Origin of the sequence: Actinomycetospora rhizophila (assembly GCF_042657905.1) — a bacterium.
In the GTDB taxonomy this organism is placed as follows: Bacteria; Actinomycetota; Actinomycetes; order Mycobacteriales; family Pseudonocardiaceae; genus Actinomycetospora; species Actinomycetospora rhizophila.
Map to the genome: position 1 here is coordinate 1 of NZ_JBHSKG010000013.1, position 26462 is coordinate 26462.

Consider the following 26462-nt stretch of genomic DNA (forward strand, 5'->3'; position numbering starts at 1 on the left):
GGGCGGGCGCCGGCACCGCCGGAGCGGAGGTCGGTGCGCGGGGCCTCGGCGCGCGGGGCCCGGTCGGGACGGCCCGCCCGCCCCGACCGGCCGGCCCGGCCGCCGCGGCCGGGTCGTCCGGTGGGCCGGGCCTGGCCGGTCATCGTGGGCCGGTCACCGCGCGTCGGCCTGCGCTTCGCGGCGCTCGAGCTCGGAGAGGACCTCGGGACCGAGGACCGTGATGTCGCCCGCGCCCATCGTCACGACGAGGTCGCCGGGCCGGGCGAGGTCGGCGAGCAGCGCCGGCACCTGACCCCACGAGGGCTCGTAGTGCACGTTCTCCTGGGGCAGCGTGAGCTGGCGGGCGATGAGCTCGCCGTTGACGCCGGGCTCGGGCTGCTCGCGGGCGCCGTAGACGTCGAGCACCACGACCTCGTCGGCCAGCGAGAGCGCGGCGCCGAACTCGGCGGCGAAGTCGCGGGTGCGCGAGTACAGGTGCGGCTGGAACGCCACGATGAGCCGGCCGTGCTCGCCGAGCACCGGGCGGGCGGCGCGGAGCTGGGCCGCGACCTTCTTGGGGGCGTGCGCGTAGTCGTCGTAGACCCGCACCCCGGCGGCGGTGCCGCGGTACTCGAAGCGCCGCCGCACCCCGTCGAACCCGGCGAGCCCGCCGAGCAGGCCGTCGATCGGGGCGCCGAGGTCCAGGCCGGCGAGCAGGGCGGCGCAGGCGTTGAGGGCCTGGTGCTCGCCGGGCACGCCGAGGCGCAGCTCGTGCTCCTGCCCGGCGAGGCGGATGCGCAGGATGCCCGCGGACCCCTCGGCGCGGTAGTCGAGCACCGTCACGTCGTCGGGGCCCGTGGCGGTGCGGCCGTAGCGGCGCACGCGCACCCCGGTGGCCGCGGCGCGGTCGCCCAGCGTCGCCGAGCCGGGGTCGTCGGCGCAGACCACGAGGGCGCCACCGGGCTCGATGCGCGCGGCGAACGCGTCGAACACGGCCATGTAGGCCTCGGCGGTGCCGTGGTGGTCGAGGTGGTCGGGCTCGACGTTGGTGACGACGGCGACGGCCGGCGAGTAGGCCAGGAAGGAGCCGTCGCTCTCGTCGGCCTCCGCGACGAAGACGTCGCCCAGGCCGTGGTGGGCGCTCGAGCCGGAGGCGAGCAGGTCACCGCCGATCATGAACGACGGGTCCTCGCCGCAGGCCTGCAGCGCGACCACGAGCATCGAGGTCGTCGAGGTCTTGCCGGCGCTGCCCGACACGCAGGCGGCGCGGTGGTCGGCCATCAGCTCGGCGAGCACCGCGGAACGGTGCAGCACCGGGATGCCGCGGGCGGCGGCCTCGACCAGCTCGGGGTTGTCCGGGTCGGCCTGGTGCACGGCCTTCGTCGTGACCAGGCACGTCGGGCCGCCGGGCAGCAGGTCGAGGTTGTGGGCGTCGTGGCCGACGGTGACCTCGGCGCCGAGCGTGCGCAGGGCCAGCACGGCACGCGAGTCCTTGGCGTCCGAGCCCGAGACCATCGCACCGCGGGCGAGCAGGATGCGCGCGATCCCGCTCATGGCCGCGCCGCCCGCGCCGATGAAGTGCACGCGCGAGAGCAACCTCGGCAGGGGCGGTACGCCGGACTCGACGGAGTCAAGGGTCCGGCTCCGCTGCGCTACGCGTCCGGCCTGCTCCGCCTGGTCCGTCGAGCCCATGCCTACGTCCTCCCCGTCGCGCTCGCGCCCACGTGACCCGCCACGTCGAGCACCGTCCGCGCCAGTGTCTCGTCCGCCCCCGCGTGCCCCGAACGCCGGGCCGCCTCCGCGGTCGCGGCGAGCCGTGCGGGGTCGGCGACGAGCCCCGTGACGAGCGCGGCGACCCGCTCGCCGGTGAGCTCCGCGTCGGGCACGAGCTCGCCGCCCCCGGCGTCGACGACGGGCTTCGCGTTGAGCTCCTGCTCGCCGTTGCCGTGCGGCAGCGGCACGTAGATCGCGGGCAGCCCGACCGTCGAGACCTCGGCGACGGTCATCGCCCCGGACCGGCACAGGGCCACGTCCGCGGCGGCGTAGGCGAGGTCCATCCGCTCGAGGTAGGGCACGGGCACGTAGCCGGGCGCCTCGACCGTCGGCGCGTTCCCCGGCCCGTGCGCGTGCAGGATCCACACCCCGGCGGCGGTGAGCGCGGGGACGGCGGCCGACACGGCCTCGTTGAGCGAGCGCGCGCCCTGCGAGCCGCCGAACACCAGCAGCACGGGCGCCTGCGGGTCGAGCCCGAAGTGCTCGCGCGCCTGCGCGCGCAGCCCCGCCCGGTCGAGGTCGGTGATCGCGCGGCGCAGCGGGATGCCGATGACGCGGGCGCCGGCGAGCCCGCTCCCGGGCACCGCGGCGAGGACCTCGCGCGCGAAGCGGGCGCCGACCTTGTTCGCCACGCCGGCCCGGGCGTTGGCCTCGTGGACGACGACCGGCAGGCGCATCGAGGCGGCGGCGAGGTAGGCGGGCAGGGCGACGTAGCCACCGAAGCCCACGACCACGTCGGCGCCGACCTCGCGCAGCACCCGGCGGGTGCGGTGCACCGAGCGGACGACGCGGTAGGGCAGGCGCGCGAGGTCGGCGTTCGGCCTGCGGGGCAGCGGGACCGGCGGGATCAGCTCGAGCGGGTAGCCGCGCGCCGGGATGAGGCGGGTGTCGAGGCCCTTCTCCGTGCCCAGCGCCGTGACCCGCGCGTCCGGGCGCAGGCGGCGCACGGCGTCGGCGGTGGCGAGGGCCGGCTCGACGTGCCCGGCGCTGCCGCCGCCGGCCACGACCACGGAGAGCGGGGTGTCCATGCCCCCATGGTCCGGCCCACCCTCGGCGCGGTTCACCGGCCCCCTCCCCGGGGTCCGTTCCTCGCCGCCGGGCGCGACGCGACCTCGGGCTCGGGCAGGCGCAGCGCGCGGGCGAGCCGGCCCTGGCCGTGGGCCCGCAGCACCCGCGCCGCCTCGGGCTCGTGACGCGCGAAGTTCGCGAGCAGGCCCCCGGAGAGCAGCGCGAGCGCGAGCGACGTGCCGCCCGAGGACACCAGCGGGAGCGGGATGCCGGTGACCGGGAGCAGGCCGACGACGTAGCCGATGTTGATGCAGGCCTGGGCGACGAGCCACACGGTCAGCGTCGCGGCGACCACGCGGATCCACGGGTCGACGCTGCGGACGGCGATCCGCAGGCCGACGTAGGCGAGCGTCGCGAACAGCGCGATCACGGCCGCGGCGCCGACGAACCCCAGCTCCTCGCCGATGATCGCGAAGATGAAGTCGTTGTCGGCGTTGGGCAGGTAGTCCCACTTCGCGCGACCCTGGCCGAGCCCGGCGCCGAACAGGCCGCCGTCGGCGAGCGAGAAGAGGGCCTGGCGGGCCTGGTAGGCGGGACCGAGGGGGTCGGCGGCGTCCGGGTTGAGGAACGCGGTGATGCGGCTCTGCCGGTAGGTGGCGACCACCCCGAGCACCACCGAGGCGACGACCCCGCTCGACACGATGAACGCCATCAGGCCCAGCGGCGCGCACGCGAACCACAGCAGGGCGAACACGATGATCATCAGCGAGACCGTGGTGCCCAGGTCGGGCTGCGCGAGCACGAGCCCGAGGATCGCGAGCGACACCGGCAGCAGCGGCATGAGCGCGGCCCGCCAGGTGCGCGGGTGCGGCCGGTGGCGCACGAGGACGTGGGCGCCCCACAGCGCGAGCGCGATCTTCGTCAGCTCCGAGGGCTGCAGCGACAGGCCCGCGACGCGGAACCACGAGCGCGAGCCGTTGACCACCGCGCCCAGCCCGGGCACGAGCACCAGGACGAGCAGCACGAGGCACCCGGCGAGCAGCCACGGGCTCGCCGCCCGGAGCCGGCGTGGCGGCACGCGCAGCCCCAGCCAGAACAGCACCAGCCCGATCAGCGCGAACACGGTCTGGCGGAAGAACACCCCGTACGACGAGCCGCCCGCCGCGTAGGCCGACACCGCCGACGCGGAGAGCACCATGACGAGCCCGAGCGCGGTGAGCAGCCCGAACACCGCGAGCACGAGGTGCAGCGACGTCAGCGGGCGCTCGAGCCACTGGTGCAGCGCCGAGCGGGCGGCGGCGAGGACGCCGGGACGGGAGGGACCCCGCCCCGCGCCACGCTGCCGGCCCGGACCGCGGGCCGGCGCGCTCACGAGGTCGGCGAGGTCTCGACGTCGGGGGTGGTCGTGGCCCCGTGGGGGCCCACCCCGCCCGCGACAGTGCGCGCCGCCGCGGCGAACGCGTCACCGCGCGCGGCGTAGTCGCGGAACATGTCCATCGACGCCGCGGCCGGGGCGAGCAGCACGGTGTCGCCGGGCCGCGCCAGGGTGGCGGCGGCCCGCGCCGCACGCAGCATGCCGTCCTCGTCATCGCTCACCCGGTCATCGTCGCCCCCGCCCACGTCCAGGACGGGGACCTCGGGGGCGTGTCGCCGAAGGGCCGCGGCCACGACGGCGCGATCGCGGCCCAGCACGACGGCCCCGGCGAGCCGCCCGCGGTGGGCCACGACGACGTCGGTGACGTCCGCGCCCTTGAGCAGGCCGCCGGCCACCCAGACGACGCCGGGATGCGCGGCGAGCGAGGCCGCGGCGGCGTGCGGGTTGGTGGCCTTCGAGTCGTCGACCCAGCGGACCCCGCCCGCCTCGGCCACCACGGCGCCCCGGTGCGGCCCCGGCGCCACCGCGCGCAGCCCGGCGGCGACCGCCTCCGGGGACACCCCGTGCGCCCGGGCGAGCGCCGCGGCGGCCAGGGCGTTGGCCTCCCCCGGCGGTCCGGGCGGGGCGACGTCGGCCACCTCGGCGAGGCGCACCCGGTCCCCGAACGCGCGGTCGACCAGGTGCCCGTCGACGATCCCCAGCTCGCCGTGCGAGGGCTCGCCGCGGGTGAAGCCGACATGGCGCGGCGCGGGCGCCGCGAGCAGCAGCGCCGCCGCCTCGCGGTCGTCGAGGCCCCCGACCGCGACCTCCCCGCGCAGCACCCGGGCCTTCGCCGCGCCGTAGGCCGCCATCGAGCCGTGCCAGTCGAGGTGGTCCTCGGCGAGGTTGAGCACCGCGCCGGCGAACGGGCGCACCGACGGCGACCACTCGAGCTGGAAGCTGGAGAGCTCGACGGCGAGCACCCGGTGCCCCGCGCGCAGGGCGTCGACGATCGGCAGGCCGATGTTGCCGCAGGCGACGGTGTCCTCCCCCGCCGCGCGCAGGATCGCCTCGAGCATCGTCGTCGTGGTCGTCTTGCCGTTGGTGCCGGTGACCGCGAGCCAGCGCGGCGGCCCGTCCGGGCACACCGCCGGGTCCTCCCCCAGCCACCAGGCCAGCTCCGGCTCGCCCACCATCGGCACCGACGCGGCCCGGGCGGCCAGCGCCAGCGGCGAGTCGGTGCGGAAGCCGGGGCTGGTCACGACGAGGTCGACCCCGGCGGGCACGGTCGTCATGTCCTGCGTGCGTGCGACGGGCCGCTCGCCGAGGGTGTCCAGCTGGGCCGGGTCGCCGTCGGCGACGGTCACCCGCGCGCCGAGGTGCAGCAGCACGTCGACGACCGAGAGGCCGGTGCGGCGGGCCCCGGCGACGAGGACGTGCCTCGCCGACCACTCAACCACCCGAGGCCGCCAGCCATTCGCTGTAGAACAGGCCCAGCCCCAGCGCGCAGCAGATCGCGGCGAGCAGCCAGAACCGGATGATGACCGTGGTCTCCGCCCAGCCCGCGAGCTCGAAGTGGTGGTGGAAGGGCGCCATCCGGAAGGGACGCCGGCGCGTCGTGCGGAACACCGCGACCTGGATGACCACCGACAGCGCCTCGACCACGAACACGCCGCCGAGCACCACCAGCAGCAGCTCGGTGCGCGTCACCATGGCCAGGCCCGCGAAGAGCCCGCCGAGCGCGAGCGACCCGGTGTCGCCCATGAAGATGCGGGCCGGGGCGGCGTTCCACCACAGGAACCCGATGCACGCGCCCATGGCCGCCGCCGCCACGAGCGTGATGTCGAGCGGGTCCCGGACCTGGTAGCAGCCCGCCTCGATCTGCACCCCGCAGGCGTTGCGGAACTGCCAGAAGGACACGATCAGGTAGGTCGCCAGGACCATCGCCGAGGTGCCCGCGGCGAGGCCGTCGAGCCCGTCGGTGAGGTTCACCGCGTTCGAGGCCGCCGTGACGATCAGGTAGCAGAACAGCACGAACCCGACCGCGCCGAAGCCGACGACCGCGATGTCGCGCACGAACGAGAGGTTCGTCGACACCGGTCTCAGGCCCTGCTCGTCGGGGAACTGCAGCGCCAGCACCGCGAACACCACCGCGCTGACGAACTGCCCGACGAGCTTCGCGGTCTTGTTCAGGCCCAGGTTGCGCTGGCGCCGGATCTTGATGAAGTCGTCGAGGAACCCGACGACCCCCAGCGCCGTCATCAGCATCAGCACCAGCAGCGCCGACGCGGAGATCGCGACGTCGCCGACGAGGTGGGCGGCGAGGTAGCCGATCCACACCGCCGCGAGGATCGCGACGCCGCCCATGGTGGGCGTGCCGCGCTTGCCGCGGTGGCTCTGCGGCCCCTCCTCGCGGATCTCCTGCCCGAACCCCTGCTTGATGAACAGGCGGATCACGTACGGGGTCAGGAGGATCGACACGGCCAGCGCGACCCCCGCCGCCACCAGCACGCCCCTCATGAGGCTCCTCCCCGTGCGACGAGCGCCTCGGCGACCTTCTCCAGTCCGGCCGAGCGCGAGGCCTTGATCAGGACGACATCCCCCGGCGCGACGCCGGCGCTCACCAGCTCGGCGGCCGCCGCGGCGTCGGGCACCAGGCGGGAGTCGACGCCCTCCGACGCGGCCGCCTCGTGCAGCGGACGCGCGGCGTCCCCGACGACGACGAGTCGCTCCACCCCGGTGCGGGCGACCTCGCGCCCGATCTCCGTGTGGGCGCGCGGGGCGTCGTCGCCGAGCTCGGCCATGACGCCGAGCACCGCGGTGTGGCGCCCGCCCATCGCCCCGAGCGTCGCGAGCGCGGCCCGCATCGACTCGGGGTTGGCGTTGTAGGCGTCGTTGAGCACCCGGACGCCGTCGGGGCGCTCGGTGAGCTCCATGCGCCAGCGCGAGCGCGGCGCGGCCGTGCCGAGACGCTCGGCGATCGCCGCGACGCCCAGCCCCGCGTCGAGGGCGATCGCCGCGGCCGCGAGGGCGTTGTCGACGTGGTGGGCGCCGTGCAGCGCCAGCCGGACGGGGGCCTCGCCGGCCGGGGTGACCAGGCGGAAGGCGGCGCGCCCGGCGTCGTCGAGCACGACGTCGGCGGCACGGACGGTCGCCTCCGGGGCCCGCCCGGCGTGCACGACGCGGGCGGCGGTGCGCCGTGCCATCGCGGCGACGACCGGGTCGTCGGCGCCGAGCACGGCGACGCCGTCGCTCGGCAGCGCCTCGACCAGCTCGCCCTTGGCCTGCGCGATCGCCTCGCGCGAGCCGAACTCGCCCAGGTGCGCCGACCCGACGTTGAGCACCGCGCCGATGCGCGGCGGCGCGACCCGGCACAGCGCGGCCACGTGCCCCGGACCGCGGGCGGAGAGCTCGAGGACGAGGTGGCGGGTGCCCGGCGTGGCGCGCAGCGCGGTCCACGGGTGCCCGAGCTCGTTGTTGAACGACCCGGGCGGGGCGACGGTCTCGCCGAGCTCCTCGAGCAGGTGCGCGGTGAGGTCCTTGGTCGAGGTCTTGCCCGACGACCCCGTGATGCCGACGACGAGCAGGCCGTCGGCGGCGAGGACGTCGACGACGTGGCGCGCGAGCAGGGCCAGCGCCGCGAGCACGCCGGCGCCCGCCCCGTCCGCGTCGGCGGCGAGGACGTAGGACGACGACACCTGCGCCACCGGCGGCACGATCACCGCCGGCGCGTCGACCTCGCGGGCGGCGAGCACCCCGGCCGCACCGGCCGCGGTCGCGGCGCCGACGAAGTCGTGCCCGTCGACGCGCTCGCCGGGCAGGGCGACGAAGAGCCCGCCGGGCGTGACCGCGCGGCTGTCGAACTCGACGGAGCCGGTGACCCGCTCCTGTCCGGTGGCGCCGTGCAGCCGGCCCCCGGTGATGCGGGCGACGTCGGCGAGGGTCAGCTCGATCACGGGCGATCACCGGCCCGCAGGGCGCGTTCGAGCTCCTCGACGTCGGAGAACGGGAGCTTCTCGTCACCGACCTGCTGGCCGGTCTCGTGCCCCTTGCCCGCCACCACGACGACGTCGCCGGGCCGGGCGTCGGCCACGGCGGCCGCGATGGCCGCGCGCCGGTCGCCGATCTCGTCGACCAGGGCGCCCTCGACGTCGCGGGCGCCGGCGAGCACCTCGGCGCGGATCGCGGCCGGGTCCTCGGAGCGCGGGTTGTCGTCGGTGACCCACAGGTGGTCGGAGAGCTGCGCGCCGAGCCGGCCCATCACCGGGCGCTTGGCGCGGTCGCGGTCGCCGCCGCAGCCCAGCACGGTGAGCAGGCGGCCCTCGGTGCCGGCGCGCAGCGTCTCGAGCAGCGCCTCGACGGCCGCGGGCTTGTGGGCGTAGTCGACGACCGCGAGGAACGGCTGCCCCGCCTCGACGCGCTGCATCCGGCCCGGCACGCGGACCTCCGCGAGCCCGCGGGCGAGCACCGCGGTGTCGTACCCGGTGGCCGCGCCGCAGGCCAGGGCGAGCAGGGCGTTGGTGACGTTGAAGGCGCCGGGCAGCCGCACGGCCACCGGCAGCACGAGCCCGTCGGGGCCGTGGACGGTGAAGCGCTGCGTCCCGTCCGGGAGCGCGACGACGTCCTCGGCGCGCCAGTCGGCGTCGGGTGCGCCGACGGTGACGGTGCCCTCGCGCACCAGCCGGCGGCCCCAGGGCCCGTCGACGCAGACGACCTCGCGGCGCGAGCGCCCGTCGAACAGGCGCGCCTTGGCCGCGAAGTAGTCCTCCATGTCGGCGTGGAAGTCGAGGTGCTCGGCCGACAGGTTGGTGAAGGCGCCGACGGCGAAGCCGGTGCCGGCGACCCGGCCGAGGCTCAGCGCGTGGCTGGAGACCTCCATCGCCACGTGGGTCGCGCCGTCGTCGGCCATCCGGGCGAGCAGGGCCTGCAGGTCGGGCGCCTCGGGCGTCGTGAACGCGCTGGGCAGGCGCCGGCCGCCGAGGCGGGTCTCGACGGTGCCGATGAGCCCGGTGGACGCGCCCGCCGCCGCGAGGGCGGCCTCGAGCAGGTAGACGGTGGTGGTCTTGCCGCTGGTGCCGGTGACGCCGAGCACGTCGAGGCGCGTCGAGGGGTCGCCGTAGACCAGGGCCGACGCCGGGCCGATCGCCGCGCGCGGGTCGGCGTGCACGAGGACGGGCACGCCGGCGTCGCGGACGGCCGTGCGCGCGGCGCCGTCCGGGTCGGTCAGCACGGCGGCCGCGCCGCGCGCGAGCGCCTGGTCGACGAAGTCCGCGCCGTGCGCCCGGGCGCCGGGCAGGGCCGCGAACAGGTCGCCGGGGCGGACCTCGTGGGCGCGCAGCGTCGCCCCGGTGACCCGCGCGCCGGCGTCACCGACGATCTCCACCGGCCCGTCGTCGGGGCGGGCGGAGCGGATGCGCTCGGCGACGGCAGTGATCATCACGGGCTCCGTCCGGCGCGGCCGCAACGGGCCCGTGCCGGTCTCCTCGGGGGCACCCCCGCTGTCGCCGTCGGAGTCACCGCCGACGACCCGCCCCGAGGCGGGGCCGGCGGCGTCGTCGAAGGTCCTCGGCGGTGCGGCGGGCACGATCGCGCAGGCTACTCACCGTCTCCGGGGCCCCCTCGCAGGCCCTGTGGCCTGCGGGACGCCCGGGGCGGGTGTGTTACGGGAGCGTGAGCGGCACCTCGCGCGGCGGCGCGGTCGACACCGGCACGGCCCCGTGCTGGGCGAGGTAGGCGCCGATCTCGTGGAACAGCGGCGCCGCGGAGTCGCCGCCCGGCGGGCGGTCGAGCATCAGCGCGACCACGTAGCGCGGGTCCTGCGCCGGGAACATGCCGGCGAAGGTGATCCAGTAGTTCGACTGCGAGTAGCAACCGCAGCCCGGGTCGACCTGCTGCGCGGTGCCGGTCTTGCCCGCCACCGGGTAGCCGGGGATCGCGGCGGCCGGTCCGGTGCCGCGGTTGGCCCCGGTGCCGTCCTGGGTCACCGACTGCAGCATGTCGCGCATCGTCCGGGCCGTCTCCGGGCTCATCGCCCGCACGCCCTCGGGCACCGCCGACGGGATGCGCACCCCGTCGCCGCCGACCTCGGCCTCGACGACCCGCGGCGGCACGCGCACGCCGTCGTTGGCCACCGCCTGGTACATGCTGGCCATCTGCAGGGTCGTCATCGACAGGCCCTGGCCGATCGGCAGGTTCCCGAACGTGCTGCCCGACCAGTCCTCGCGGGCCGGTACCGACCCGGGGCTCTCGCCCGGCAGCTCGATGCCCGTGCGCTGGCCGATGCCGAGCGCGCGCAGCATCGCGTTGAACCGGTCCGGCCCGAGGCGCTGCGCCGTCATCAGCGTGCCGACGTTCGACGAGCGCCCGAGCACGCCGTTGAGGGTCATGGTGATCGTCCCGTGCGACCAGGCGTCGCTGATCGTTCGGTCGGCCACGCGGATGCTGCCGGGGACCTGCAGGACGTCCTCGGGCCGGGCGATGCCGTTCTCGATCGCCGCGGCCATCGTCACGAGCTTGTTGACCGAGCCCGGCTCGAAGGGCGACGTCACCGACGGGTTGCTCAGCTGTGCGCCCGCCGCGCCCGGCGCCGCGGGGTTGAACGACCCCGAGTTCGCCATCGAGAGCACCTGGCCGGTGTGCGCGTCGAGGACCACCGCGCTGCCGCTGCGGGCGCCGACCCGCGCGGTGTAGTCGCGCAGGCGCTGCTCGACGGCGTACTGCAGGTCGGTGTCGAGGGTGAGCACGACGTCGCGCCCGGCCTGGGCGGGCTGCTCGGCGCGGGTGGTGCCCGGGATGACGGCGTCGCTGCCCTCGGCGGTGTCGACGACGCGGAAGCCGTCGGTGCCCGCGAGCGTGGTGTCGAGCGCGCTCTCCAGCCCGATCGAGCCGCGGATCTTCTGGCGGTCCATGTTCCAGGACGCGCTGCCCACCACGGTCGCCGCGACGTCGCCGGCCGGGTACTGGCGGGACTCGCGGTCCTCCTCGGCGATCTCCGGGAACATCTCGCGCACCTGCCGCGCCGCGCCGGGGTCCACGAGCGGGGCGAGCACGACGTAGCTGCGGTCCGAGGTCAGCGAGGCGAAGATCGGGCCGGGGTCGAGGCCGAGGACGCGGCCCATGCCGACCGCGATCGCCGACTTGCGCTGGTCGGGCGTCGGCGCCCCCGGCTGCGCGCGCACAGCCGGCTCGTTCCAGTCCTGCGTGATCCGCCGCGGGTTGGCGACGAGCGCCTTCGCCTCGACGCTGAACGCCAGCGGCGTGCCGTAGCGGTCGAGGATCGCGCCGCGCTCGGCCGGCACGTTCAGCCGCGTGGTGCGCTGCTGCGCGGCGTCGGCCGACAGCTCGCCCGCCCGCAGGCCCTGGACCTCGACGAGCTTCAGCGTGCACAGCAGCAGCACGGCCACCAGCAGCACCCGGCCGACGCGCAGCCGGCGGCGCGGGTCCGGCGGGCGGGGGGCGGGCCGGCGCGCGGGGCGGCGCGGGGGCGGAGGTGGCGGCGACGGCCGCCGACCGCTCGGGGCGCGACCACCCGGTCCGCGGGCCGGCGGCCGGCTCAGGGTCGGCGCGCTGCGCGCCATCACCGGCCGGCCGGGGTGGGCGCGGCGTCGTCCGTGGTGGTCTCCGCGTCGCCGGGCTGCGTGCTCGGCACCGCGGTCAGGTGGTCCTCGGCCGCGGCGGCGCCGGCGGGCGCGGGGGCCGGCTGGCCGTCGGTGGCGGCCTGCGCGCCGTTGGTGTCCTGCGCGAGGGCCTGCTGCCCGGGGTTCTGTTGCGCGGGGTTCTGCTGCCCGGGGTTCTGCTGCGCGGGGTCGACCGGGGGCGCGGGCGGCGGGGCGGCCGCCTGGGCGGGCTTCGCGTCGCCGATCACCTGCGAGGACCCGTCGGGGGCGACCAGCAGCACCGCCGGCTCCCCGGCGGGCACCATGCCCTGCGCGCGGGCGGCGGCGGCCAGGGCGGGCGCGGACTGGGCGGCCGCGACGTCGCGGTGCAGGCGCTCGGTCTGCTCGGAGAGGTCGCGGGCGACCTGGCGGGCCTCGTCGAGGCGGTAGGAGTCGGCGGCGGCCGCCGTGGAGAGCCACAGCGTCGCCACGAGGCCGCCGGTGAGCAGCACCATGATCAGGAGCACGAAGGGCGCGGTGCCGCCGGAGCGGACGTCGGCCGTCGTCGTGGTGGCCCCGCCCGCCGGGCGCGTCCCGGGACGGCGCGCGGCGTCGCGGCCGCTGTCCCGTCCGGTGTCCCGTCCGGCCTGGCGGCGGGGCTCGGTCCGTGTGCTCGTCCCCGTGCGGGGCTCGGCCAGGGTCGCGCTGCTCATGCTGCGGCCTCCCGCACTCGCTCGGCGGCACGCAGCCGCACCGACGCCGCCCGGGGGTTGGCGGCGATCTCGTCGTCGTCGGCCTTCTCGGCGCCGCGGGTCAGCAGGCGCAGTTCGGGCTCGTCCTCGGGGCGCACCACCGGCATGTCCGGCGGCGCCTTGGAGCGGCTGTGCTCGGCGAGCACCCGCTTGACGATGCGGTCCTCCAGCGACTGGTAGGACATCACGACCACCCGGCCGCCCACCGCGAGCGCGCGGACCGCGGCCGGGACCGCCGCTTGCACCGCGTCCAGCTCGCCGTTGACCTCCACACGCAGCGCCTGGAACGTGCGCTTCGCGGGGTTGCCGCCGGTGCGCCGGGCGGCGGCCGGGATGGCGTCCTCGAGGAGGGCGACGAGCTCCGCGCTGGTGCGCAACGGAGCCCGTCGCCGGGCACGCACGACGGCCTCGACGATGCGCCGGGCCGCTCGCTCCTCGCCGTAGTCGTGGAGCACCCGGATCAGCTCGCCGGGTGCGTAGGTGTTGAGGACGTCCGCGGCGGTCGGGCCCGTCGTCGGGTCCATCCGCATGTCCAGGGGGGCGTCGCGGGCGTAGGAGAAGCCGCGCTCGTCCTCGTCGAGCTGCATCGAGGAGACCCCGAGGTCGAACAGGACGCCCTGCACCGCGTCGTAGCCGAGGTCGTCGAGCACCTCGGGCAGCGCGTCGAACACCGCGTGCACCAGGTGCGTCCGGTCGGCGTAGGGCGCGAGGCGCGTTCGGGCAAGCCGCAGCGCCGACTCGTCTCTATCAACACCCACAAGAGTGAGTCTCGAGTGCTGAGAAAGGAGCGCGGCGGAGTGGCCGCCGGCCCCCAGGGTGGCGTCCACGACGACCGCGTCGCGGTCGGCGAGGGCGGGCTCGAAGAGAGCGACGATGCGGTCGAGCAGGACGGGGACGTGACGCTCGCGGTCTGCGGGGTCTCCCCCCGGAGGCCGTGCCCCGTGCTCGTCCACCGCACGCCCTCCACCGACTCGTCGCCCGGGCCGGGATCGGCCCTTCGCCTGCCGGGACCACGGGCCGGCTCGACCGAGCTCCGTGTCCCGAGGGGTCCGATGTCGTCACGTCCCGGTCCGCAGATCGACGGACCTGGCGCCGGGGAAGGTGCGCCAGGGCCGTCGCCCTGCGGGCCGGGGCCTCACGGCACCGGACCCGTGCGCCCCGTGCGGGGCGCTCCCTGTTCGCTTGTCGTCGGTGCGGTCGGCGTCAGAAGACGCCCGGCAGCACTTCCTGCTGGGCCTGGGCGTAGCCGGCCTCGTGCTCGTCCTGGTAGCGGCTCCACGCGGTGCTGTCCCAGATCTCGAGGCGGTTGACCGCACCGATCACGGTGCAGTCCCGCTCGAGACCGGCGTAGCGACGCAGCTCGGCCGCGATGGGGATGCGGCCCTGGGAGTCGGGGCGCTGCTCGTCGGTGCCGGCGAACAGGTAGCGCTGGTAGGCGCGCACCCGCTCGTCGGTGAACGGCGCCTCGGCCACCTTGCGGGCCATCTGCTCGAACTCGTCACGGGGGAACACGTAGAGGCAGTGGTCCTGACCCTTCGTGATCATCAGTCCCCCTGCCAGCTCGTCGCGGAACTTCGCGGGCAGGGTCAACCTGCCCTTGTCGTCCAACCTCGGGGTATGGGTGCCGAGGAACACGGCCCCCACCTCCCCGGTGAGGCCCCGTTCGCCCCACTGTCCACCACCATACCCCACCAAGCCCCACGACCAAACCACATCACCGGTGTCGTGATGCCCGATCGAGGGAGTTCTCGCTGGTCAGCGGCGGTGGGGAGCCGTGGGGGGACCGACCGTGACCTTGACGGCCCGAGGGCCCGGAGGTCCACCGACACGCCGCCGTGCGCCCCGCCTTTCCCCTCCTGAGCAGGGCGGATGCGCCGTGTGGGGCGTGGTGGGGCGCCCGGTGGGGGGTGGTGGGGGCTCGCGAGGGCGCCGGTGGGGCGAGGTGGGGGGCGGGGGTGGGGCGGAGTGGGGCGCTCAGCACCCGGCGGAGATCAGCAGGACCTCACGCACCCCGCACGCGCTCCCGAGGTGCATGTCGCCCTCCTGATCTCCGCGCCCGCCCCGCGAACGCGGACTTCGCGCGCATAGAAGCAGCGAACGGCGCGTTCGTTGCTCGGCGTGGGGCGAGGTGGGGACCGGGGTGGGGCGGGGTGGGGCGCTCAGCACCCGGCGGAGATCAGCAGGACCTCACGCACCCCGCACGCGCTCCCGAGGTGCATATCGGCCTCCTGATCTCCAGGCCGGCCCCGCGAACGCGGACTTCGCGCGCATAGAAGCAGCGAACGGCGCGTTCGCTGCGACCACCCCGGGCGCACGACGACGACGCGCCGCCGACCACGAGGGTCGGCGGCGCGTCGGAGAACGGGCGAGCTGAGCGATCTACTCCTGCTCGAAGCGGCGGCGGAAGCGCTCCTCCATGCGCGAGGTGAAGCGGCTCCGCTCCTTCTCGCCGGTGGCGCCGGCCGTGGCTTCACCCTCGGCGGCTGCCTCTTTCTTGCGGGCGCCGAACGAGGTGATCGCGAGGACGGCACCGCCGAACATCGCGAGGAAGCCCACCACGCTGACGATGATGCCCACCGTGGAGGAGCTGAAGACGACGCCGAGCACCAGCATCACGACGCCGATGACGAACAGCGCGATCCCCTGGACGCGCCGGCGACGCGACGGGCGTCGGAGCTTGCCTCCCCGAACCGTGGACGCGAACTTCGGGTCCTCGTCGTAGAGAGCGCGCTCGATCTGCTCGAGCAGACGCTGCTCGTGCTCGGAGAGCGGCATGATTCTCCTCCGGCACCGGAATGGAAAATTCGCCCGACCCGTCAGGGTCTGGCGGGCATCGTCCTGATGACCCAGCACCATCCTACGAGTCCGTCGGCAGTCCGACTACCCGGACCGGCGTGTTGCCGTCACTGATCATCCGTTCGGCGCCGGAGCGATGTCGCTCGGGAACCGGCCGGATGCTGTCGGTGACGGTCCCGGCTCGGGTCCGCGGCCTCGACCGGTGATCGCGCGCGCTCCGGGTCCGGGTCCCCCAGCAGGCTCGCCGGCCGGATCGCCGCGACGCCGAACCGGGAACGCGCCTGGTCAGCGGCGCGCTCCGCGTCGGACCAGCCGTGCTCGGGCTCGCCGAGGACGATCTGTTCGGGCGCGCGGTCGGCCGGGACGAGGCCTTCACCACGCACGCCGAGCAACCGGACCGGCGCGATCTCGCCGAGCGCGTCGTGGAGGTCGACCGCGGTGGCGTGGAGGTCGCGGGCGAGATCGGTGGGCGCCGCGAGCGTCCGCGCGCGTGTGATCGTCGTGAAATCGTCGAACCGGACCTTGAGGGCGACGGTCCGCGCGCGCATCCCGCGCTGCCGCAACATCCGGGCCGCGCGGTCGGCGAGGCGCAGCAGTTCGCGCCGCCGCACGGCCGGGTCGACGAGGTCGCGGGCGAAGGTCTCCTCGGCTCCCGCGGACTTCTCCCGGCCGTGCGGGTCGACCTTGCGCTCGTCGATCCCGTGGGCGAGGGAGATCAGGTGCGCGGCGTGCGCCTCCCCCACCGCGCGGCGCATCGTCGTGGGCCCGGCCGCGGCGACGTCGGCCACCGTGCTGATCCCGTGCCGGGCGAGCACCTCCTCGGTCCGCGCGCCGACGCCCCACAGCGCCCCCACGGGCAGCGGGTCGAGGAAGGCGCGCACGCCGTCGGCGGGCACGAGGTGCACCCCGTCTGGCTTCGCGACCCGGGAGGCGAGCTTGGCCACGAACATCGTCGGGGCGACCCCGACCGAGCACGTGATCCCCTGGCCCGCCTCGACCTCCTCGCGGATCGACGCGGCGACGCCGAGCGGCGTGGTCCCGAGACGGCGCAGCGCGCCGGAGACGTCGAGGAACGCCTCGTCGAGGCTCAGCGGCTGCACGAGCGGGGTCACCGAGCGGAACACCGCCATGACCGCGCGGGACACCTCGGCGTACGCCGCGAAGTCGGGGCGCAGGAACACGGCCTGCGGGCAGAGGCGGTGCGCGCGGGCGGACGGCATCGCCGAGCGCACCCCGTAGGCCCGCGCCTCGTAGCTGGCCGAGAGCACCACGCCGCGCTCGGGACCGCCGCCGACCACCACCGGCCGGCCCTTCAGCTCCGGACGCGACCGGATCTCCACGGCCGCGTAGAAGGCGTCCATGTCGACGTGCAGGACGCCGCACCCGGCGTCGGCGCCGGGACGGGCGTCGGCCGAGGAGCCGCTCAGCCCGGCCGCCGGGCGAGGACGTGCAGACGCGCGGCCATGTCGCGCAGCGGCGGGGTGCCGGCGGCGATGTCCTCGAGCTCGGCGAGCGGGTCGGACGACCCGGACTCGAGCACGCCGTCGGGCACGAGGTCGGCGAGCACCCGGTGGCCCTGCACCCGCTCGACCGCGAGCCGGCCGCCGGCCTCGACGAGCGTGCGGATCTCCTCGACGTCCATGCGCCGGCGCAGCGGATCGCCCGGGCCCCAGCGACCGGTGGGGTCGACGAGCACCTGGCGCGCCTCGACGAGCCGGCCGGCGACGACCCGCGAGAGCACGGCGGCGAAGCGCCCGGCGACGAGCAGCGAGACCGCGCCGCCCGGTGCCGCCGCGCCGGCCAGCGCGCGGCACGCCTCGGCGGGGTCGTCGACGTACTCGAGCAGCCCGTGGCCGAGGACGAGGTCGGCCTCGGTGTCGCCGACCGCGTCGGCGAGCGCGTCGACGTCGCCCTGGACCGCGCGCACGCCCGCGGCCACCCCGGACTCGCGGGCCCGGCTCTGCAGCACGGCGAGGGCGTTGGCGCTGGAGTCGACCACGGTGACCTCGCAGCCGTCGGCCGCCAGCGGGACCGCCCAGGTGCCACTGCCCCCGCCGACGTCGAGCACGCGCGGCGCGGCACCGTCGCGGCGGGCACGCGCCGCGGTGAGCTCGACACGCAGGGTGCGCGCGACGACGTCGACCGGGGCGAACGACGCGGCGCGGGACACGACGACACCGTAGAACGTGTGCCGGGACCTCGGCGCCACCAGGATCGCGGTCCGGCTGGGGCAGGCTCGGCGTCGAGTCGACGGTCCGGCTCCGGCAGGCTCCGCGTCGGGCCGGTAGGTTCGCCGCGTGCACGTCACGGCGGTGCTGAGCCTCAAGGGCGGTGTCGGCAAGACGACCGTCGTCCTGGGCCTGGCCGGGGCGGCGCTCCGGGCGGGTCTGCGGACCCTGGTGGTCGATCTCGATCCCCAGGGCAACGCGACCACGGCGCTCGAGCCCCAGCCCACCGAGACCACGATCGCCCAGGCGATGGAGCGGCCCTCGGCGGCCCTGCTCGCGTCGTCGATCGGCATGAGCGCGTGGGGCGAGGACGTCGACGTGCTCGTCGGGTCGGAGGACGTGGAGCGCCACAACCACCCCGACCCGAACTCGCAGCGCCTCGGACGGCTGGCGCGCCTGCTCGCCGCCCTGCCCCGCGACGGCGCCGACGCCACCGAGACCGGGGTCGCGGCGTACGACCTCGTGCTCATCGACTGCCCGCCCTCGCTCGGCCAGCTGACCCGGTCGGCGCTGGTCGCCGTCGACCGGGCGGTGCTGGTGACCGAGCCGACGATCTTCGCGGTGTCCGGGGTGCAACGTGCCTTCGAGGCCGTGCAGGCCGAGCGCGACAACAACCCGGACCTGCAGCCGTTGGGCGTGCTGGTGAACAAGTACCGCTCGCGGTCGTCGGAGCACGAGTTCCGCGTCGCCGAGCTGCGCGAGCTCTTCGGCCCGCTGGTGCTCTCCGGCGTGCTGCCCGACCGCAGCGCCGTGCAGCAGGCCCAGGGCGCCGGGGTGCCGATCCAGCGCTGGGACACCCCGGGCGCCCGCGAGATCTCGAACCAGTTCGACGGGCTGCTGGGCCGGATCGTCCGGTCGCGCTCGGGGCGGTCGCACCGCGCCCGCGCCCGCCGCACTCCCGACGCCTGACCCGGGCCCGGCGCCCGCTCAGCGCGCTCGGCCCGCCACGGTGCGGGTGACGAGGGCGAGGAACAGGTCGGCCTGGCGCACCATGTCGTCGGCGTCACGCTGTGACACCCGTCCCCGCACCCCGGCCTCCACCGCCGAGCGCGTCGCCGAGTGCGCCGCGAAGAACGCCGCCCACTCGCCGTACTCGGGCGCCACGGACGCGAGCAGCGTCCAGGCGTCGGTGGGACGCGAGGCGCGCTTGGAGCGTGCCCGCAGCGCGAGCACGGCCGCCGCGGCGCGCAGCGCCCCGAGGTGGGCCGACCGGAACCGCTCGGCGGGCTCGTCCGCGGCCTGGGCGGCCCGCAGCTCGTCGCGCGCCGCGCCCAGCAGCTGCACGACGGTGCGCGAGGGCGGCGGGGCGGGCGGGGCGGGCTCGGCGGACCGGCCGGTGGCTCCGCGCGTGGCGGAGCGCACCGGACGGCCCTCGCGTCCCGTGGCGGGGGCCGGGACGGCGGTCGGGTGGGCGTGCCGGCCGGCGGGCACGGCGGCGTGCGGGCCGTCGGCCGGCGTGGTGTCGAACAGTCCGGGCATCGCGAGAGCGCTGGTCACGGTCGGTCTCCTCCGAGGCGGGGCGAGCAGGGGTCAGGCACCGGCCCAGCGCAGGTCCCACACGCCGGGCCCGGAGCGCATGCGCAGCACGAACTCGCCGGGCGGCAGGTGCGGCTCGTCGGTGCGGCAGGCGAGCACCCGCCAGCAGCGGCACCGGTCGCCCCCGACGGGCATGGCCGAGAGGAACGGCCAGCGGGACTCCTCGATCCAGCGATCGCGGACCTCGGTGACCAGGTAGTGACTGTCGCGCCGGTTGGGCCGGCGATGGAACTCGACGGGGTCGCCGTCCGCGCAGCGGACCTGGACCGGCGAGGGACTGCGAACCACGATGCGTTCCTCCACGGCGGCTCGTGCTCCCCGGCCCGTGGCTCGGGCCGGGTGGGGTGCCTGCCACCGTGGGGAGCCGGCGGCACTCCCGGGCGACGGGGCGCTTCCCCCGCCCCGCCGCCCGAGCCATCGAACATGTGTTCGATGGCGACCAGTGAACCCGCTCGGTCCGGCGCCGTCAAGTCGCCCCGGCGGGGTGTCGGGCGCCGCTGCGTCGCGTCCCCGACGACCCTCCTCCGGACGACGGACGGGTGGCCCGACGGCCCCGCCGCGGTGGGGTGGCGTGGTGAGATGACGGGGTGCCCCACCCCGCCGCTGCTCGTCCGGGAGCTGGTCCGGGAGCTGGTCCGGGAGCCGGTCCGGGAGCCGGCCGGTGACCGCCGCTCCCGCCCGCGCGTCCGTCGTCGACCTGACGCCCGCCGATCTCGCGGCGCGGCTCGACGAGGCGCTGACCGTCTACGTCCGGGCGATGGGCTACCCGGCGGGCACCGTGCGCCAGCGCCGTCCCATGTGGACCGAGCACTCCCGCCGCGCGGGATGGCACGCCGCGGCCGCGATCGGCCCGGACCGCTCGCTGTGGGGCATCGCCTACGGCTACCCGGGGGCGCGCGGCCAGTGGTGGTACGAGGAGGTGCGCCGGGGCCTGCTGGCCGCCGGCGCGGCGGGCCGCGAGCTGGCCGAGAACGTCCTGGGCGACTACTTCGAGCTCACCGAGCTGCACGTGCGCCCCGACGTCCAGGGCGGCGGGATCGGCGAGGCGCTCGCCCGCCGGCTGCTCGTCCACCCCGCCGACCGGCACGTCCTGCTCTCCACCCCGGAGGCGGACAACCCGACCCGGGCGTGGTCGCTCTACCGGCGCCTCGGCTTCCGCGACGTGCTGCGCCACCACCGCTTCACCAGCGACCCGCGCCCCTTCGCCGTGCTCGGACGCGCGCTGCCCCTCGACCCGCCCGAGGGTGAGCGCGGGCACCCGGGCCGCGCCTGAGGAGGAGCGTCGGGGGCGCCTGGCACCATGCGCGGGTGCCCGACACCGCTCCCGCCCCGACCGCCGGCACCGCTCCCGGGACCGACCCGGTGACCCGCCCGGGGAGCACGCCCGGCCCCGGCCCGGGCCGGAGCCGTCGCGCGCTGGTCCTGCTCGCGGTCGTCCTCGCGCTGGTGGGTGTCGTGGGCACCGGCTGCGTGCGGGTGCGGGCCGGCATGGCGGTCTCCCCCGACGACCGGGTCTCGGGCGTCGTCGACATCGCGACGCCGGACGGGGCGCCCGGCGGGTCCGGGCCGCCGCTCCAGGTGCCCGACGACCTCAGCGGCGACGTCTCGGTCGAGCGCTACGAGCAGGACGGCTACATCGGCTCCCGCCTGCGCTTCGACGACCTGTCCTTCGACGACGTCACCCGTGTCCTGCCCGCGGTCAGCCCGTCGACGGGGCAGGCCGTCCGCGTGCAGATGCGCCGCTCGGGCGACCGCGTGCTGGTCACCGGGCAGGTCGACCTGACCCGGGTGTCGCCGGAGAGCGCCGACGTGCAGCTCAAGATCGCGTTCCCGGGCGAGATCCGCCAGACCGACGGCACCGCAGCGAACGGCGTCATCAGCTGGACCTTCCAGCCCGGCACGGTCACCGACGTCAACGCGGTGGTCGACTACCCGGACCCCGACGCGCCGTCCTGGATCCTCTGGGCCCTGCTGCTGCTCGCGGTCGTCGCGGTGGCCGTGGCGATCGTGTTCGTGCTGGCCAACTCCTCGCGCACCCAGACGCACACGCGCGCCCGCCGCTGACCCCGCCCGGGGAGCACCGGACGGGGTCGGGCGGGTCAGGCGCCCGGGCGGGCCGCGATGCCGAGGCGCTGGACGACGTCCACCACCGCCGGCGACCGGTTCATGCTGATGTAGTGGATGTTGGTGACGCCCTCGTCGAACATCCGCTGGGACAGCTCCACGCACAGGTCGATGCCCGCGTCGCGGTAGCCGGCCTTGTCGTCGCGCAGCGGGTCGAGCCGCTCGCGCATCGCGGCGGGCAGGGGCGCGCCCGCGAAGTCCGCGCCGCGCTCCGCCGACTTCGGCGTGGTCACCGGCATGAGCCCCGGCATGATCGGGATGTCGCAGCCCGCGGCGGCGATCCGGTCACGCATCCGCAGGAACTGGTCGGCGTCGTAGAACATCTGGGTGATGGCGAACTCCGCGCCCGCCTTCACCTTCTGGATGAAGAAGCGGGTGTCGGAGTCCTCGTCGACCGACCGCGGGTGCAGGTAGGGGAAGGCCGCGACGCCGCAGCAGAAGTCGCCGAGACGGCGCACCATGTGCACCAGCTCCTCGGTATAGCTCAGCCCGGCGGGGTGCGGCACCCAGTCGGCGTCCTTGTCCCCGGGGGGATCACCCCGGATGGCGAGCACGTTGCTGATCCCGGCCGCGGCGTAGGAGCCGATCACCTGACGCAGGTCGTCGAGGGAGGCGTCCACCGCCGTGAGGTGGGCCATCGCCGTCAGGGTGGTGTCGGTGGCGATGCGCCCGGTGGTCCGCACGGTGCGGTCGCGGCTGGAGCCGCCCGCGCCGTAGGTGACCGACACGAAGGCCGGGTCCAGGGGCTCGAGGTCACGGATGGTCCGCCAGAGGGTCGCCTCGCCCTCGTCGTCCTTGGGCGGGAAGAACTCCGCCGAGAACGTCGGCACCCCGCGCTGGATGCGCTCCGTCACAGTAGCCATCCGGCGACCCTACGGTGACGGGGCGTTCGTGCGGGGGCCCGTTGTGACCGGGACCGCCCGATCAGCCGGTTCCGCCGGACGCCCCTACGCTCGTTCCCATACACGGCGGACGTCCGGAGGGGAAGAGCGCGGATGACGGTGGGCGGAGCCTCGACGACGGTCGGGAGCGGGCCTGCGGACCCCTTCCACACCGACGGCCGGTACGACCTCGACGCCCTCGAGGGCGACCTGCCCGCGGCCGTCACCGCCGAGCTCGCGGACTACCTGGCCGGTCGCCGGATGGACGTCCTCGACGTCGCCGAGGAGTTCGCCGAGGCGACCGACGACCTGACGCGGTTCGTCCTCGCGGGCGGCAAGCGCCTGCGCCCGACGTTCGCGTGGTGGGGCTGGCGCGCGGCGGGCGGGCTCGACCACGCCGCCACCGTGCTGCGCGCGGTGAGCGCCCTGGAGCTGATCCAGGGCTGTGCGCTCGTGCACGACGACCTCATCGACGACTCGGACACCCGCCGCGGCGAGCCGACCGTGCACGCCCGGTGGTCGTCGCGCCACGCCGGCGCCGCGTGGGCGGGCGACCCGACCCGCTTCGGCGCCGCGGTCGCCATCCTGCTCGGTGACGTGGCGCTGGCGTGGGCCGACGACATGCTCCACGACGCCGGGCTCGACCGCGCCGCGATCGCCCGCGCGCGCCCGGTGTGGCAGGCCATGCGCACCGAGGTGCTCGGCGGGCAGTTCCTCGACGTCGCGGGCCACGCCTCGTCGGACTCGCGGCCCGAGACCGCGCTGCGCATCAGCCGCTACAAGACGGCGGCCTACACGATCGAGCGCCCGCTGCACCTCGGCGCGGCCATCGCCGGCGCCGACGACGCGACCGTGCAGGCCCTGCGCCACTACGGCCGCGACCTCGGCATCGCCTTCCAGCTGCGCGACGACCTGCTCGGCGTGTTCGGCGACCCGGCCGTCACCGGCAAGCCCGCGGGCGACGACCTGCGCGAGGGCAAGCTCACGCTGCTCGTCGCGCTGACCCGCCGGCACCCCGACCGCGAGACCGCCGCCGTGGTCGAGCGGACCCTCGGCAAGCCCGACCTCGGCACCGACGACGTCGCCGCCGCCCGCGAGGCGCTGAAGGCCCTCGGCGTCGTCGACGACGTCGAGCAGCGGATCGCCGAGCTCACCGCCTCGGCCCTCGACGCCGTCCGCGGCCCCGACGCCCCGGTCCTCGCCCCGCCCGCCCCGGAACGGCTCGCCGACCTGGCCGTCGCCGCCACCCGGCGCGCCCGGTGACCCGCACCGTCCGGTCCCCCACCGACCACGTCGTGGTCGTGGGCGCGGGCCTCGCCGGGCTGGCGACCGCCCTGCACCTGCTCGGTGCGGGCCGGCGGGTCACCGTCGTCGAGCGCGACCCCACGCCCGGCGGGCGCGCGGGCCGGCTCGACCTCACTGGGGGGCAGCACGCCGACAGGGGCTTCCGCCTCGACACCGGCCCGACCGTCATCACCATGCCCGAGCTGATCGACGAGGCCCTGGGCGCGGTCGGGGAGAAGATCGGCGACCGGCTCGAGATGGTCGACCTGCACCCCGCGTACCACGCGCGGTTCGCCGACGGCTCGGCGATCGACGTGCACACCGACCCCGGGGCGATGGAGCAGGAGATCCGCGAGAAGGTCTCCGCCGCCGACGCCGAGGGCTACCGGCGGCTGCGCGACTGGCTCACCGAGCTCTACCGGGTGCAGATGGCGACGTTCATCGACGCCAACTTCGACTCCCCGCTCGACGTCCTCTCCCCCGACCTCGCGCGCCTGGGCGTCATGGGCGGCTTCGGCCGGCTGGGCCCGCGGATCGGGAAGTTCCTCGCCGACGAGCGGCTGCGGCGGATCTTCTCATTCCAGGCGCTCTACGCCGGTGTGCCGCCGGCCCGGGCGCTCGCCGCGTACGCCGTGATCGCCTACATGGACACGATCGCGGGCGTCTCCTTCCCGAAGGGCGGGGTGCGCGCGCTGCCGCAGGCCCTCGCCGACGCGGCGGCCGACGCCGGGGCCGAGTTCCGGTACGGGACGACGGTGACCGGGCTGGAGCGCTCCGCCGGCCGGGTGCGGGCGCTGCGCACCGTGCCGACCGGCGCGCCCACCGCCGACACCGACCGCCTCGCCGCCGACGCCGTCGTGCTCACCTGCGACCTGCCCGTCGCGTACGGCCTGCTCGGGCGCACGCCGCGGCGCGCGGTCCCGATGCGCTGGTCGCCGTCGGCGTACGTGTGGCACGCCGGCGTCCCCGCGGGCACCGGGCTGGGCCACCACACCATCTCGTTCGGCGACGCGTGGGCGAGCACCTTCGACGAGATCATCACCGAGGGCCGGCTGATGTCCGACCCGTCGCTGCTGATCACGCACCCCACGGCGACCGACCCCGCGCTCGCGCCGCCGGGCCACGAGCTGGTCAGCGTCCTCGCGCCCGCCCCGAACACCGACCTCGCCCCGCTGGACTGGGACCGCATCGGACCGCGCTACCGCGACGAGCTGCGCGGGGTGCTGGCCGGCCGCGGGATCGAGCTGGGCGAGCCGGTCGCCGAGCACCTCATCACCCCGGACGACTGGGGCCGCCTGGGCCTCGCCGCGGGCACCCCGTTCTCGGCGGCGCACACCTTCGCGCAGACCGGGCCCTTCCGCGCCGGCAACCTGGTGCGCGGCGAGGGCAACGTCGTGCTCGCGGGCTCCGGGACGACCCCGGGCGTCGGGGTGCCGACCGTGCTCGTGTCCGGGAAGCTGGCCGCCGCGCGGATCACGGGATGAGCGCGACCGAGCTCGACGCCGCGGGGGTCACCGACCCGGCCCTGCGCGACGCGTACGCGCAGTGCCGCGGGCTCAACGCCGCGCACGGGCGCACGTACTTCCTGGCCACGCGCCTGCTCGCCCCCGCCCAGCGCCCGGCGATCCACGCGCTCTACGGGTTCGCGCGGATGGCCGACGACGTCGTCGACGACCCGGCGGCCGACGCCTCCCCCGCCGCCGTCGCCGCCCGCCTCGAGGAGGTCCGCACGCGCATGCGCCGCGGGCTCGCGGGCACCGACCCGCGCGAGCTCGTGGCCGAGGGCGAGCCGGTGGTCGCCGCGCTGGCCGACACCGTCGCCCGCTACGGCATCGACCACCGCCACCTCGAGGACTTCATGGACTCGATGGCCATGGACCTCACCGTCACCGACTACCCGACCTTCGACGACCTCGCCCGCTACGTGCACGGCTCGGCCGCGGTCATCGGGCTGCAGGTCCTGCCCGTGCTCGGCACGGTCGTGCCCCGCGAGGAGGCCGCGCCCTACGCCGCCGACCTCGGCGTGGCGTTCCAGGTGACGAACTTCCTGCGCGACGTCGGCGAGGACCTCGACCGCGGCCGCGTCTACCTCCCCCGCGACGAGCTGGCGGCGTTCGGCGTCGACCGCGACCTGCTCGCGCACGGCCGGGCGAACGGGCGCACCGACCCGCGGGTGCGCCGGGCGCTGGCCCACCTCGTCGCCCGCACCCGCGCGGTCTACCGGCGCGCCGAGCGCGGCATCGCCCTGCTCCACCCGGTCTCGCGGCCGTGCGTGCGGACCGCCCACGTGCTCTACGGCGGGATCCTCGACGAGATCGTGGCCGCCGACTACGACGTGCTCGCCCGGCGCGTCGCGGTCGGCTCCGGGCGGCGCGCGGCCGTGGCCCTGCCCCGGCTGGCGCACGCCGTCGGGACCCGGTGGCGCCACCGCGTCGCCGGGTCGGCGGCGTGAGCGAGCTCGTCCTCGCCTTCGACGCGGAGTGCCGGCGCTGCCGGGCGGTGGCCGCGACCGTCGCGCGGACCGTGGGTCCCGACCTCGACGTGCTGCCGCTGGCCGACTACCGCGTCGCCCTGTGGCGCGCCGAGGCCGGCGTGGACGACGACGTGCCCACCCTCATCGAGATCACCGCGACCGACGGCGACGACCGGGTCCGCGCGTGGACCGGGCCCGCGCTGGTCACAGCACTGGTGCGGAGGCTCGGCGCACGGCGGGCGGTGCGGCTGGTGCGGGCCCTGCACGCGCACGGCGTCCTGTCCGACGCCGTGCGGGTCGGTGTCGGGAGGTCCCTCAGAAAGCCATCGCCTGGGCGCGGCGCTTGACCTCGCGCCCGCGGTCGGAGCGCAGGGCGTCGATCGGCATGCCCGGCAGGGACTCGTCGTGCGCGAAGAGCCAGCGCAGGATCTCGCCGTCGGCGTAGCCGCCGTCGCGGAGCACCTGGATGGTGCCGGGCAGGCCCTTGACCACCCCGTCCGCGGTGAGGAACGCGCTGGGTACCACCCACCGGTCGTCCTCGCGGATCCCCAGCAGCTGACCCTGCTTGATCATCTGGCTGACGCGCGTGCGCGGCACGTCCAGACGCTCGGCGACCTGCGCGAGCGTCTCGACCTCGATGTCGTGGCCCACGATGGCGGCGACGGCGGACTCGGACACG

Annotated in this window: 25 protein-coding genes; 7 read left to right on the forward strand and 18 right to left on the reverse strand. The window is 76.2% G+C overall.

The genetic code is table 11. From position 1 onward, the window contains the following. Nucleotides 1-153: 153 nt before the first annotated feature. From murC to ACFPK1_RS21885, 14 genes are all read right to left on the reverse strand, one after another. Nucleotides 154-1584 (reverse strand): UDP-N-acetylmuramate--L-alanine ligase, encoded by a 1431-nt coding sequence (gene murC / locus ACFPK1_RS21820; RefSeq protein ID WP_378023243.1) that lies wholly within the window; start codon nucleotides 1582-1584, stop codon nucleotides 154-156. Between the two features lie 89 nt (nucleotides 1585-1673). Continuing rightward, the gene (gene murG / locus ACFPK1_RS21825; protein ID WP_378023053.1) at nucleotides 1674-2780 is read right to left on the reverse strand and encodes an undecaprenyldiphospho-muramoylpentapeptide beta-N-acetylglucosaminyltransferase; all 1107 of its coding nucleotides are present in this window, start codon (nucleotides 2778-2780) and stop codon (nucleotides 1674-1676) included. Between the two features lie 32 nt (nucleotides 2781-2812). Continuing rightward, nucleotides 2813-4132: a putative lipid II flippase FtsW gene (gene ftsW / locus ACFPK1_RS21830; protein WP_378023054.1), complete on the reverse strand. Its 1320-nt coding sequence runs from the start codon at nucleotides 4130-4132 to the stop codon at nucleotides 2813-2815. Beyond that, entirely contained in the window at nucleotides 4129-5574 is a 1446-nt protein-coding gene (gene murD, locus ACFPK1_RS21835) for a UDP-N-acetylmuramoyl-L-alanine--D-glutamate ligase (protein WP_378023055.1), read from the reverse strand. Before murD ends, ftsW begins: the two co-directional genes overlap by 4 nt. Then, a complete protein-coding gene (gene mraY / locus ACFPK1_RS21840) occupies nucleotides 5567-6634 on the reverse strand; it encodes a phospho-N-acetylmuramoyl-pentapeptide-transferase (RefSeq protein WP_274282601.1) in 1068 nt (355 codons plus the stop codon). Before mraY ends, murD begins: the two co-directional genes overlap by 8 nt. Continuing rightward, a complete protein-coding gene (locus ACFPK1_RS21845) occupies nucleotides 6631-8070 on the reverse strand; it encodes a UDP-N-acetylmuramoyl-tripeptide--D-alanyl-D-alanine ligase (RefSeq protein ID WP_378023056.1) in 1440 nt (479 codons plus the stop codon). Before ACFPK1_RS21845 ends, mraY begins: the two co-directional genes overlap by 4 nt. Next, nucleotides 8067-9551, reverse strand: a complete 1485-nt coding sequence (locus ACFPK1_RS21850; protein ID WP_378023244.1) for a UDP-N-acetylmuramoyl-L-alanyl-D-glutamate--2,6-diaminopimelate ligase — start codon at nucleotides 9549-9551, stop codon at nucleotides 8067-8069. Before ACFPK1_RS21850 ends, ACFPK1_RS21845 begins: the two co-directional genes overlap by 4 nt. A 223-nt stretch (nucleotides 9552-9774) precedes the next feature. Beyond that, entirely contained in the window at nucleotides 9775-11526 is a 1752-nt protein-coding gene (locus ACFPK1_RS21855; RefSeq protein ID WP_378023057.1) for a peptidoglycan D,D-transpeptidase FtsI family protein, read from the reverse strand. Nucleotides 11527-11690: 164 nt separating this feature from the next. Beyond that, entirely contained in the window at nucleotides 11691-12422 is a 732-nt protein-coding gene (gene ftsL, locus ACFPK1_RS21860) for a cell division protein FtsL (protein WP_378023058.1), read from the reverse strand. Continuing rightward, the gene (rsmH, locus tag ACFPK1_RS21865) at nucleotides 12419-13414 is read right to left on the reverse strand and encodes a 16S rRNA (cytosine(1402)-N(4))-methyltransferase RsmH (protein WP_378023059.1); all 996 of its coding nucleotides are present in this window, start codon (nucleotides 13412-13414) and stop codon (nucleotides 12419-12421) included. The genes ftsL and rsmH overlap by 4 nt, the downstream gene beginning before the upstream one ends. 250 nt (nucleotides 13415-13664) lie before the next feature. Continuing rightward, nucleotides 13665-14096: a division/cell wall cluster transcriptional repressor MraZ gene (mraZ, locus tag ACFPK1_RS21870; RefSeq protein WP_378023060.1), complete on the reverse strand. Its 432-nt coding sequence runs from the start codon at nucleotides 14094-14096 to the stop codon at nucleotides 13665-13667. 744 nt (nucleotides 14097-14840) lie between these two features. Next, entirely contained in the window at nucleotides 14841-15236 is a 396-nt protein-coding gene (locus ACFPK1_RS21875; protein ID WP_378023245.1) for a DUF3040 domain-containing protein, read from the reverse strand. Between the two features lie 128 nt (nucleotides 15237-15364). Next, nucleotides 15365-16684 (reverse strand): DNA polymerase IV, encoded by a 1320-nt coding sequence (gene dinB / locus ACFPK1_RS21880; protein ID WP_378023246.1) that lies wholly within the window; start codon nucleotides 16682-16684, stop codon nucleotides 15365-15367. After that, nucleotides 16681-17427 (reverse strand): class I SAM-dependent methyltransferase, encoded by a 747-nt coding sequence (locus ACFPK1_RS21885; protein WP_378023061.1) that lies wholly within the window; start codon nucleotides 17425-17427, stop codon nucleotides 16681-16683. Before ACFPK1_RS21885 ends, dinB begins: the two co-directional genes overlap by 4 nt. A gap of 127 nt (nucleotides 17428-17554) precedes the next feature. On the opposite strand from ACFPK1_RS21885, the gene ACFPK1_RS21890 reads away from it, so the two are divergent. Next, nucleotides 17555-18394, forward strand: a complete 840-nt coding sequence (locus tag ACFPK1_RS21890; RefSeq protein ID WP_378023062.1) for a ParA family protein — start codon at nucleotides 17555-17557, stop codon at nucleotides 18392-18394. Nucleotides 18395-18412: 18 nt separating this feature from the next. Here the strand turns inward: ACFPK1_RS21890 and ACFPK1_RS21895 are convergent, their stop codons facing one another. Both ACFPK1_RS21895 and ACFPK1_RS21900 read right to left on the reverse strand, forming a co-directional pair. After that, nucleotides 18413-18982, reverse strand: coding sequence for an SAV_6107 family HEPN domain-containing protein (locus ACFPK1_RS21895; RefSeq protein WP_378023063.1), 570 nt, complete (start codon nucleotides 18980-18982; stop codon nucleotides 18413-18415). A gap of 33 nt (nucleotides 18983-19015) precedes the next feature. Further along, nucleotides 19016-19309: a hypothetical protein gene (locus ACFPK1_RS21900; protein ID WP_378023064.1), complete on the reverse strand. Its 294-nt coding sequence runs from the start codon at nucleotides 19307-19309 to the stop codon at nucleotides 19016-19018. Between the two features lie 373 nt (nucleotides 19310-19682). On the opposite strand from ACFPK1_RS21900, the gene ACFPK1_RS21905 reads away from it, so the two are divergent. Together ACFPK1_RS21905 and ACFPK1_RS21910 are read left to right on the forward strand one after the other, a co-directional pair. Then, nucleotides 19683-20294 carry a GNAT family N-acetyltransferase gene (locus ACFPK1_RS21905; protein ID WP_378023065.1) on the forward strand — a complete coding sequence of 204 codons (612 nt, stop codon included), beginning with the start codon at nucleotides 19683-19685 and terminating at the stop codon, nucleotides 20292-20294. A gap of 35 nt (nucleotides 20295-20329) precedes the next feature. Then, complete coding sequence (locus ACFPK1_RS21910; RefSeq protein ID WP_378023066.1) at nucleotides 20330-21085, forward strand: LppM family (lipo)protein; 756 nt, start codon at nucleotides 20330-20332, stop codon at nucleotides 21083-21085. A gap of 35 nt (nucleotides 21086-21120) precedes the next feature. Here the strand turns inward: ACFPK1_RS21910 and ACFPK1_RS21915 are convergent, their stop codons facing one another. Then, nucleotides 21121-22008: a methylenetetrahydrofolate reductase gene (locus ACFPK1_RS21915; RefSeq protein WP_378023067.1), complete on the reverse strand. Its 888-nt coding sequence runs from the start codon at nucleotides 22006-22008 to the stop codon at nucleotides 21121-21123. A 132-nt stretch (nucleotides 22009-22140) separates the two neighbouring features. Here ACFPK1_RS21915 and ACFPK1_RS21920 point away from each other — a divergent pair, with 132 nt between their 5' ends. From ACFPK1_RS21920 to ACFPK1_RS21935, 4 genes are read left to right on the forward strand one after another with little or no spacing between them, the layout of a single operon-like run. After that, the gene (locus tag ACFPK1_RS21920) at nucleotides 22141-23289 is read left to right on the forward strand and encodes a polyprenyl synthetase family protein (protein ID WP_378023068.1); all 1149 of its coding nucleotides are present in this window, start codon (nucleotides 22141-22143) and stop codon (nucleotides 23287-23289) included. Beyond that, nucleotides 23286-24794, forward strand: a complete 1509-nt coding sequence (gene crtI, locus ACFPK1_RS21925; RefSeq protein ID WP_378023069.1) for a phytoene desaturase family protein — start codon at nucleotides 23286-23288, stop codon at nucleotides 24792-24794. Before ACFPK1_RS21920 ends, crtI begins: the two co-directional genes overlap by 4 nt. Beyond that, nucleotides 24791-25762: a phytoene/squalene synthase family protein gene (locus ACFPK1_RS21930; protein ID WP_378023070.1), complete on the forward strand. Its 972-nt coding sequence runs from the start codon at nucleotides 24791-24793 to the stop codon at nucleotides 25760-25762. Before crtI ends, ACFPK1_RS21930 begins: the two co-directional genes overlap by 4 nt. Then, complete coding sequence (locus tag ACFPK1_RS21935) at nucleotides 25759-26130, forward strand: hypothetical protein (protein ID WP_378023071.1); 372 nt, start codon at nucleotides 25759-25761, stop codon at nucleotides 26128-26130. Before ACFPK1_RS21930 ends, ACFPK1_RS21935 begins: the two co-directional genes overlap by 4 nt. Here the strand turns inward: ACFPK1_RS21935 and ACFPK1_RS21940 are convergent. Beyond that, entirely contained in the window at nucleotides 26099-26461 is a 363-nt protein-coding gene (locus ACFPK1_RS21940) for an Rv2175c family DNA-binding protein (RefSeq protein WP_378023072.1), read from the reverse strand. The genes ACFPK1_RS21935 and ACFPK1_RS21940 overlap by 32 nt on opposite strands. Nucleotide 26462 lies beyond the last annotated feature (1 nt).

Bases quoted from the DNA above. Each gene is read 5' to 3' on its own strand.
- murG (WP_378023053.1), bottom strand. From the start codon at position 2,780: ATGGACACCCCGCTCTCCGTGGTCGTGGCCGGCGGCGGCAGCGCCGGG.
- mraY (WP_274282601.1), bottom strand. From the start codon at position 6,634: ATGAGGGGCGTGCTGGTGGCGGCGGGGGTCGCGCTGGCCGTGTCGATC.
- ACFPK1_RS21850 (WP_378023244.1), bottom strand. From the start codon at position 9,551: ATGATCACTGCCGTCGCCGAGCGCATCCGCTCCGCCCGCCCCGACGAC.
- ftsL (WP_378023058.1), bottom strand. From the start codon at position 12,422: ATGAGCAGCGCGACCCTGGCCGAGCCCCGCACGGGGACGAGCACACGG.
- ACFPK1_RS21875 (WP_378023245.1), bottom strand. From the start codon at position 15,236: ATGCCGCTCTCCGAGCACGAGCAGCGTCTGCTCGAGCAGATCGAGCGC.
- ACFPK1_RS21915 (WP_378023067.1), bottom strand. From the start codon at position 22,008: ATGGCTACTGTGACGGAGCGCATCCAGCGCGGGGTGCCGACGTTCTCG.
- ACFPK1_RS21920 (WP_378023068.1), top strand. From the start codon at position 22,141: ATGACGGTGGGCGGAGCCTCGACGACGGTCGGGAGCGGGCCTGCGGAC.
- ACFPK1_RS21930 (WP_378023070.1), top strand. From the start codon at position 24,791: ATGAGCGCGACCGAGCTCGACGCCGCGGGGGTCACCGACCCGGCCCTG.